The 8,968-nt window shown below is 34.5% G+C and carries 11 protein-coding genes; 9 read left to right on the top strand and 2 right to left on the bottom strand.

The window, feature by feature from the left end; all coding sequences use genetic code 11:
• Positions 1 to 185: 185 nt before the first annotated feature.
• Positions 186 to 515, bottom strand: coding sequence for a type II toxin-antitoxin system RelE/ParE family toxin (locus tag G5B11_RS17810; protein ID WP_005334765.1), 330 nt, complete (start codon positions 513 to 515; stop codon positions 186 to 188).
• Positions 512 to 820: a type II toxin-antitoxin system RelB/DinJ family antitoxin gene (locus G5B11_RS17805; protein ID WP_029471590.1), complete on the bottom strand. Its 309-nt coding sequence runs from the start codon at positions 818 to 820 to the stop codon at positions 512 to 514. The genes G5B11_RS17810 and G5B11_RS17805 overlap by 4 nt, the downstream gene beginning before the upstream one ends.
• Positions 821 to 1,209: 389 nt before the next feature.
• Here G5B11_RS17805 and G5B11_RS17800 point away from each other — a divergent pair, with 389 nt between their 5' ends.
• The 9 genes from G5B11_RS17800 (at position 1,210) to G5B11_RS17760 (ending at position 8,472) form a co-directional block, all read left to right on the top strand.
• Positions 1,210 to 1,764, top strand: coding sequence for an RNA polymerase sigma factor (locus tag G5B11_RS17800; RefSeq protein ID WP_005334762.1), 555 nt, complete (start codon positions 1,210 to 1,212; stop codon positions 1,762 to 1,764).
• Positions 1,754 to 2,509, top strand: a complete 756-nt coding sequence (locus G5B11_RS17795) for a hypothetical protein (RefSeq protein WP_005334761.1) — start codon at positions 1,754 to 1,756, stop codon at positions 2,507 to 2,509. Before G5B11_RS17800 ends, G5B11_RS17795 begins: the two co-directional genes overlap by 11 nt.
• Complete coding sequence (locus tag G5B11_RS17790; RefSeq protein ID WP_005334760.1) at positions 2,500 to 3,366, top strand: ABC transporter ATP-binding protein; 867 nt, start codon at positions 2,500 to 2,502, stop codon at positions 3,364 to 3,366. Before G5B11_RS17795 ends, G5B11_RS17790 begins: the two co-directional genes overlap by 10 nt.
• Before the next feature lie 4 nt (positions 3,367 to 3,370).
• Positions 3,371 to 4,537 (top strand): ABC transporter permease subunit, encoded by a 1,167-nt coding sequence (locus G5B11_RS17785; RefSeq protein WP_092073365.1) that lies wholly within the window; start codon positions 3,371 to 3,373, stop codon positions 4,535 to 4,537.
• A gap of 144 nt (positions 4,538 to 4,681) precedes the next feature.
• Entirely contained in the window at positions 4,682 to 5,209 is a 528-nt protein-coding gene (locus G5B11_RS17780; protein WP_029471585.1) for a hypothetical protein, read from the top strand.
• Positions 5,210 to 5,272: 63 nt separating this feature from the next.
• Complete coding sequence (locus tag G5B11_RS17775; protein ID WP_029471584.1) at positions 5,273 to 5,536, top strand: hypothetical protein; 264 nt, start codon at positions 5,273 to 5,275, stop codon at positions 5,534 to 5,536.
• Between the two features lie 256 nt (positions 5,537 to 5,792).
• Entirely contained in the window at positions 5,793 to 5,969 is a 177-nt protein-coding gene (locus G5B11_RS17770; protein ID WP_003864535.1) for a helix-turn-helix domain-containing protein, read from the top strand.
• Between the two features lie 120 nt (positions 5,970 to 6,089).
• Positions 6,090 to 7,079 carry a helix-turn-helix domain-containing protein gene (locus tag G5B11_RS17765; RefSeq protein WP_044954635.1) on the top strand — a complete coding sequence of 330 codons (990 nt, stop codon included), beginning with the start codon at positions 6,090 to 6,092 and terminating at the stop codon, positions 7,077 to 7,079.
• Between the two features lies 1 nt (position 7,080).
• Complete coding sequence (locus G5B11_RS17760) at positions 7,081 to 8,472, top strand: tyrosine-type recombinase/integrase (protein WP_173688246.1); 1,392 nt, start codon at positions 7,081 to 7,083, stop codon at positions 8,470 to 8,472.
• Positions 8,473 to 8,968: the final 496 nt, after the last annotated feature.

Here is an 8,968-nt window from a genome sequence, read left to right as displayed (position 1 = left end):
TCATCTATATCACGTCCTTTCTCTATCTGCTGTTCCAGTTCAGCAATTCGGTGTTATCCTCTGCTGATTTGGTCGTTTCAATCAATACGCTACATTCTTCCATCGTAATTCAGCCCTTTCTTTTTAATTTTGAATATGAAAAAAGCAGTCGATCATAAATGAAAGGCTGCTTTAAATCATATCCTTTATTGCTTTGTGTGGAGATTTAACTGATTGTCTATGTCCCGTCCGGCATACATTACTCTAAGTATTGTTACAACTTTTTTATCGCTGTCTGGAATATAAAGTACCACATAATTGTCTACTGGTAATACACGAAGTCCACGACTTTTCCACGGTTCTTTTTCATATTTTCGATAACGCTCCGGCATCGTATCCAGACTTAATATCTGTTCTTCCAGACGGTCAAGCTGTCCGCTTGCATTTTCCGGCGATTGTAATTCAAAAGAAATATATTCAAAAATCCCTCTCAAATCACTGTCAGCCTGTTCGGATAATTCTACTTCATATATCATAAGCCATAATCCTTGCGAATGTCAGCAAATGCTTTCTTCGCATTTTTTGTCCGTCCAGCCTGCATATCCGCATATCCTTTCTCCAATTCTTCATTGAACTCTGCTTCTGATAATGTGCTGATATCAACAGGTCTGTCAGATGGTATTTTTACTTCAAACGGAAGTCCTCTCTGTAAGATAATCTGTTTATAAAACATATTGATAGCACTGGAAGCAGGGATACCAAGTGTAGACAGGATACTTTCTGCTTTTTCTTTGACATCTGGTTCAATCCTTGCATATAAATTTGCTGATTTTGTAGCCATATAAAACATCTCCTTTCGTGAGTAGTATTTCCATCTATCTTTATTATATGCAAATGTCCGCACAATAGCAATACTAATTTTATGCTCCAATAATCTTATTGAATAACTGTAACAATACATCTTTTACGCCGGACGCATTGAATACAAGACCAACGGCTACTAAGGCAACTACCAAGAATCCGATAAGTTTGGAAAACTCACGCTTACAGGATAATCGAACTACTGCATACTAACCGCCACAGGGAACTCCTAATCCCTTGCTCATGAGGGGAAGAATAGTTTATCATATTGTAAAAAAATATAAAAAAATATAAAAAGTTTTTGTGTTTTTAAATGATTTGTTAAGGTTAGTTGTTTATATATAGAGAAGAATAATTAAGAGAAAAGTGATGGATATGATACAAGACTGGATGATAATAAACAAAATTAAGATGGGAGATCCTGATGCATGGGATATTTTAGTACATAAATATTATGATAGTGTGTATTTTTATTGTGTTCGCAGATGTTATGGAGACTGCGATATAGCTTCTGATTTAACACAGGATATTTTTTTAAAATTGGTAGAAAGTTTACCTAGATACCGATTCATAGGAAAATTTCAAAATTATCTATACACTATGGCTGTCAATACTTGCAATAATTATTTGAAAAAAAGACATATTGAGCAAATAGAACTCACAGATAATTTTACAACTGATTTAGACACTTCATTGATTGATGAAATATTACATGATGAGAGAAAAGAAACGGTTCAAAAAGCACTTGATTTACTTCCTGAAATACAACGAGAGGTTGTGATACTACGGTATTATCACGATTTAAAGGTAAAAGATATTGCGACAATTACTGGCGTGGGGGTATCTACTGTACAGTCACGTATTTATCAAGGCCTTAGAAAATTAGAAAAAGTTTTAGAAAGAGAGGAATTTTATGATGGATAAAAAAGATATTATATCGAAATTGGCTGGTTATAAATTAGAAGGTGATATAGAAGGACGTGAAAAAACCATCGAATTAGGATATGAAATAATGATTAGACTTGAAATGAGTCGACATTCTTACTTTGAGCTATTCCTGTCAACTTTTCGCTTCATACATGTTCATACTTGGATAATTCAATTATTCATCTTTCTATCAGGGATAACTATGGCATTAAATTTTAAAAATTTACAGCCGATAAGTGAAATAATGTTATGCATTACAGGTGTAATATTCATTTCGGCTTTATTTTTTTTAGATGAATTATTCAAAAGTTTTACTACAGGAATGTGGGAATTGGAACAGACATTCAAATATGATTTGCGACAACATATTATGATGAAATTATTGATTTTTGGCATTATTGATATGGTAATTGTTATTTTGCTTTCTCTTATGACTAAATCTATAGTATCTTTGCCTTTGTATCAGATATTAGTCTATGTACTTGTTCCATACAATATTGTTTGCATTATTTTATTTTCGCTTATAACTATATGGAGAAAGCAATTACATAATTATTTCCTATGGTGTATATCGGGAAGTATTTGTGTCGCAGTTATTTTAATTGCAAATATCTTTAAAATATATGAAATCCGAATGCTTTATTGGGGAATAGCATATTTCATTACAACGACAATATTAGGGATTATCTTATATTCTCAAACTAAAATAATCAAATGGGAGGTAGCTTCAGTATGGAATTAACTATTAATAATATAACAAAACAATATGGGAATGTAACTGTGCTTGATGATGTGTCGTATCGATTTACTCCTGGAATTTACGGAATATTAGGTGCTAATGGGGCGGGTAAAACAACTTTATTTCGTATTATTTGTGGACTGATGAGAGCAAATTGTGGAAATATACAATATGACCATAAAGATATTGCTCTGCAAGCAGAATATTATCGCTCGATTCTTGGATTCTTACCACAAGATTTTCGATACTATCCTGATTTTACAGGATTAAATTTTATGATGTATATCGCTTCATTGAAAGGCTTAAATGGGAAAATAGCAAAAAAGAGATGTTTAGATTTATTGATTCAGGTTGGCTTAGATGATGTGAAAAATAAAAAAATCAGAAAGTATTCTGGCGGAATGAAACAGAGACTAGGTATCGCTCAAGCAATGATTAATAATCCGGAAATTTTAATATTAGATGAACCTACGGTAGGGCTCGATCCCAAAGAGCGAGTTAAATTTAGAAAACTGATAAGTTCGTTTGCATCAGAAAAAATAGTATTATTGTCTACACATATTGTATCAGATATAGAATATATAGCAGATGAAATCATTATTCTAAAAAAAGGTAGAATTGAAAATACAGGCACAATAAGATATTTGTTGAAAGATATTAACAAGTGTGTATGGGAATGCCTGGTTCCAGAAAAAGAAGTAAATCGAATTGAGCAAGTATATACAGTAAGTAATCGTAAATATGGAGAAGACGGAGTTGTTCTTCGACTTATTTCAAGGGAAAAACCTTTTGCAAATGCGAAACAAGTTGATCCGGTTTTAGAAGATTTGTATTTGTTTTATTTTAGAGAGGGGGAATGAGAGTATGACATCGCTAATTAAGTTTGAACTTGGGAAAATATTGAGAAACCGAACTGTATTTGGTGGGATTGTTGTAGGATGCTTAGTCCTTCTGGGGATTTTTTTTGTTGGGTATCACTATTCACAGCTATCAATGAGTGAAGCGAGTAATAAGAAAAAGGGGTTTGAAAAGAGCCTCGATGTAATAATAGATGAAAAATATTCTGGAGAGTTTACAGATGAAAAAGTTAAAATGATTCTGTCTGATTCTATGAATAATTTCCAAGAGAATGAAGAGCAAAAAGTTGTTAATAAGCCTTTTTATCCATTTTATTGGGAAATGGGAGATACTTTTTTTTCAAAAGATGCCGAAAATGTTTATTCAGAAATGATTGAACAGGTTAATAAAGGCCAAAGATTAACAATAGAAGACGTGGATTTATATTCATTGGACGAGGTTGGATTTAAAAAATTTGATACTCCTTTGACATTAGGAAATTATGTTCCATGGACAGACTTATATCGAGTACTTGGATATATATATGCTCTTTTGTCCATAATTACAATATTGGTATCTTCCATAGTGTTTTCAGATGATAATTCTAAAAATATCAATCAGATTCTGTTAGTTACAAAATATGGAAGAAACAAAATGATATTTGCTAAATTGATTGCGACAAGTATTATTACAGTGAGTTTATTTATTATTTTTCAATTGGTCAACATAGGTGTTTTCTCTACAATGTATGATATGAGCGGATGGAATTCAGACATACAAACAAATTTGTCGTTGGGATTATTTGACTTCCCTTTGCAATATAACCATATTCAAATATACTTTTTAATTCTTGTCATGCAATTAGTTGGTATTGGATTTGTTGAGAGTGTAACATTGTTAATATCAGCTCTTATGCATTCATCTATGTCAGTATTAGCTGTTTCATTAGGGGTATATATATTACCATTATTGCTGGTGCAAATGATAAAAACAGGGGTAGGTAACAAAATTTTGTATTTGTTTCCAATAAATAATTTGAATGTACAAAATATATTAGGTATTCTATATTCAAAAGATGCTTTTTTCTTCCATTCCTTCTTCATTAATATAGGATTTATATTTATTTTTCAGCTCTTAATACGAGTAGGGATGCAACTATATTGCTTTATTTATATTAAACATTGGAAGTTTTAATGATTTTTTCAATGAAAATGCAATTGAAGAAAAAATATGATATCATGTGAGTAACAAATCGGAATTGACCGAGTTCTTTGAGTGAGATACACTTCTTGGACGAAGGGAAGGAAGAAGAAAAAAGTACTTTAGAGGTATTATGGAATGAGTAATAAATTGGTTAAGCACCAAGAACCAAAAGAAATATTAACTGGAAATCAAAAGAAAATTTTGTTTTGGATTTGTTTCATTATTTTAAGTATAGCTTTCATTACAGTCTGGATAAATATACTTTTGACATCTAAAGCATTTAATACACAAATGGAAGAGATGGTACTGGGAGAAGATTACTATATGGAGGATATTGTGATTACAGGTAAAAGGGCTGAAGCTGCTTCGGCTGATACGATATCTCGGAATTATTTCTTCTACTACAACAATGGAAAAGTGAATGATTATCACAAGCGAATGCAAGTACCGGGATTTGTATATTCGGAATATAATGTAGGAGATTCCATAGCTGCATATACCACAGACCATGTTAGTTATTCTTATTACAAGTATGGGATTCTTCCGGATACAGAGTATACAAACAATGAATTAATGAAAGTGGCTGGCGTATTGCTTGGAATTGGAATATTTTTATTGGCTTTGTTTGGGGTATTAAGTAAGAAAATGAATTACAAGAAGTAACCAACTTCCCGTTTATTGGGAAGTCGCAGAGAACGAAAAATCGGTATTTGTGGGGTGGTGAATATGAAAAAGAAAATTTTAAAAGCAGTTTTAGGTATTCTTATTTGTTGGGGGATTTTTGTTGCTATTGAGGGATTTCGTTTGATTGGAAGCACTGACCCAGGAAAATGTCCGCTTATAACACTTGGAAGCACACAAACTGCGGATGAAATTGCTGATTATGGAAGTTTAGGATTTTCACAAACATATCATCTGACAAACGGCGATGCATTTGTATATGGTGAATTTCGAGTTTGGGGAATCAGAATTGCAAGATGGGAGAGTTAAATTCTAGTTTGTTGAATTTAAAAATGAAATAAAGTTCCAGTAATCATAGAGTGTATGGATTCAATTCCATATGCTCTTTTTCTTTACTTAATTTCATGAAAAATGTAAAAATCTAATGTTACGAGTTGCATTAAAGAAAACTCGTAAGAAAAAAGTAAAAAAATTTGCTTTTGACCACTGTAAAACATGCTCTGAGCGTTTCGTTATATGAAGGGATAATTTTTCTTTCATATTTCAAAGAAAAGAGGATAAAGAAATGTCAGAAAAAAGATGTTATACAGTTCAAGAGTTACAGGAAATCTTAGGAGTCAGCAGACCTACTATTTATAACCTTTTAAAGAAAAAGGAATTCCGGTGGATCCAGTTGGATGGCGGAAAGTATCGCATCTCTAAGAAGAGTTTCGATGACTGGCTCGATAACTTGGAACAATAAAAAACAGGGTGTTGATCAGGCAGATTTTGTCTGCAATCGACATCCTAAATTTTTATCTGGATTTGAGATATGATATAAGAAAAAAAACTAACACTAAAAAAGACAGGAAGTGAAGAATAAATGGCAACAGCAATTATGAAACAAAAAGAAGTTCCGGAAATGGACGATGTTGAAGAGATCATTTCAAAGATATCAGAAGACAGTCCTTACAAACGGCGTCCGACACAAAAGAGAACCTGGATGACCGTGCCGGAAATGGGAAAGCTGCTGGGATTAAAAAAGACAGATCGATACTGGCTGGTGCATAAAAATGTTTTTGAATCTAAAGAGATTGCTGGAAAGATACGAATCAATATTGCCAGCTTTGAAAAATGGTACGCCAATCAGATTAAATACCATAAAGTTACCGGAGAAGAACCAGGGAAAGAATTGAAATCCTGGTCCTATTCCGTTAAGGAAGTTGCGGATCTGTTGGGTGTTGATGAGTATCTTGTTTATGATTTACTCAAGAAAAATCAAATGGAAGCTGTTATTGTCGATTACTGGAAACGAATACCAAAAGAATCTTTTCAGAACTGGTATAAAAGCCAGTCCCGGTATCGAACAAAGGAAGACAGAAAAAAAGACGCTCTTCTGGAAGATGCAACAATTACGATGCCTGAGATGGCACAGCTGCTTGGAACAACCAGAAGCGCAGTATATACAATTCTTGATAATCCAAAGTATAGTCATTTTTTTGAATTCATTGTGATTGCAGAAAAGAAAAGGATCACAAAAGAGAGTTTTCGAAAATTCCTGGAAGGTCAGGATCGGTATAAGCTGGATCCATCGAATGATTATGAAGAACTTGCACAGGAACAAAATATTGCCCTGGCTAATTTCCGGCGGAAGAAATTATCACAGACCGGAATACGAGGAAGCAATGGAAATATAAAGTATCTTACTTTTGATGAAGCTTCCTATCTGGCAAAGGTCAGCAGAAGCATGATCAACAAGTGGGCGGATAAAGGAAAGTTCACAGTAATAAAAGTTGGCAGTCGAGTTAGGATCCGTCGGGATGAATTTGAGGACTGGATGGAACAAAGAGATTTGGAAAGGAGCATGCAATAATATGGCATCTATAAGAGAACGAAACGGAAAATTTAATGTAATCTATTCTTATACGAATGAAAAAGGTGAGAGGAAGCAGAAGTGGGAAACCTATGAAACGAAAGCCGAAGCAAAGAGAAGAAAAAAAGAAATTGAATATAAAAAAGAGATGGGATCATTTGTCGTCCGTAAATGCAAAACATTGGACGAGCTTATTACAGAATATGTTGCACTGTATGGAAAAGAAAACTGGGCGCTTTCTACATATGAAGGGAATGTCTCTCTTATCAACAACTATATTCTTCCGATCATTGGTGATACGAAACTCTCAGAGATCAATACCCGTTTCATCGAAAGATATTATCAGAGTCTTTTGAAGAGACGTGCAGTTATCAATCCATTGAATAAAACCAGTCGAAATGAATTTGTATCTTCCAGTACGGTCAGGGATATTAATAAGTTGCTTAGAAACTGTTTTGAACAGGCAGTGAAATGGGAGTTGATGGAGAAGAATCCTTGCACCCATGCAACTGTACCAAAACATAAATCACAAAAAAGAGACATCTGGACAGCGGATACATTAATGTATGCGCTCAGTGTCTGTGAAGATGAGCGATTAAAGCTTGCAATAAATCTATCCTTTTCATGTTCCTTACGACTTGGTGAGCTGCTTGGTCTTACCTGGGATTGTGTAGATATTTCTCCTGAGGCAATTGAAGAAAACCGTGCATATGTCTTCATCAACAAAGAATCACAGCGTATAAGAAAAGAATCGTTGAATGCATTGGATGGAAAAGATGTGTTGTTGGTATTTCCGACAAATCATAAGAAGAATTCTACGGTCCGTATTCTGAAAACACCAAAGACAGAAAGCAGTGTGCGTAAGATATTCTTACCAAAGAGTGTCGCTAATATGTTGGTAGACTGGAAAGCTGAACAGGATGAAATGAAAGAAATCCTTGGTGATGAATATATGGACTATAACCTGGTTATGGCAAGTACCTTTGGGCTTCCTCTTGGTGATGGAGCAATCCGTGGTCCTTTAAAGAAACTGATTGAGGACTATAATCTCCCACCGGTTGTATTTCACAGTTTTCGTCATAGCAGCGTTACTTATAAGCTGAAATTGAATGGTGGAGACATCAAGGCGGTACAGGGTGATTCCGGCCATGCTCAGGTCAATATGGTTACGGATGTGTACTCTCATATTCTGGATGATGACCGAAGGAAAAATGCAGAGCTTTTTGAAGAAGCGTTTTATGAGAAAAAGAATCTGGATCCACAGATGCATGTACAGCAGGAAAATAATAATGCAACTGTTGCTGATGAAGTCGATCCGGAACTTCTGGCAAAAGTGTTGGCAAATCCAGAGATGCGGGCATTGCTCAATTCACTGGCGAAGACGATGAAGTAATTAGTCTATCTCCATCATATCTATTGGAATCTCCATCATTTGATGATGGAATGATGGAGATTCAGTTACAAAAAAGGTTACAGATATTTTTACTGAAGAAAATTTGCCAGTCAAAAACGCATGGACAAACCGTCTCGTATGCGTTATATTATTTATAGACAAGAAAATATCTTGTGCTTTCGATAGGAAGTTTAATTGAATACTGTTTACCATGATCGAACGTACGAAGCATGGTGGTCATATAACAGATGTCGATGGTAATATCAAGGCATTCCCCAATTATTAGCTGGAGCAAACAATCAGCTAACTTTCAGAGCTTTACAGAGCTTGACAGAGGGGGTATTCAGAATAACTCGAATTGAATCGGAAACAGTTTTATATAGTATCCCACTTGGGTTTACCTTACCTCAGATTGACAGAGAGTGACAATAGGTTGGAGCTCTCCTAAGCGAGGGGTCGGAGGTTCAAATCCTCTTGGCGACGGGCTTCAAAGCGT

Source organism: Blautia glucerasea (assembly GCF_013304385.1).
Taxonomy (GTDB): Bacteria; Bacillota; Clostridia; order Lachnospirales; family Lachnospiraceae; genus Blautia_A; species Blautia_A ammoniilytica.
The sequence above is the reverse complement of the archived record's forward strand: the minus strand, read 5'-3'. Positions and strand labels throughout refer to the sequence as shown.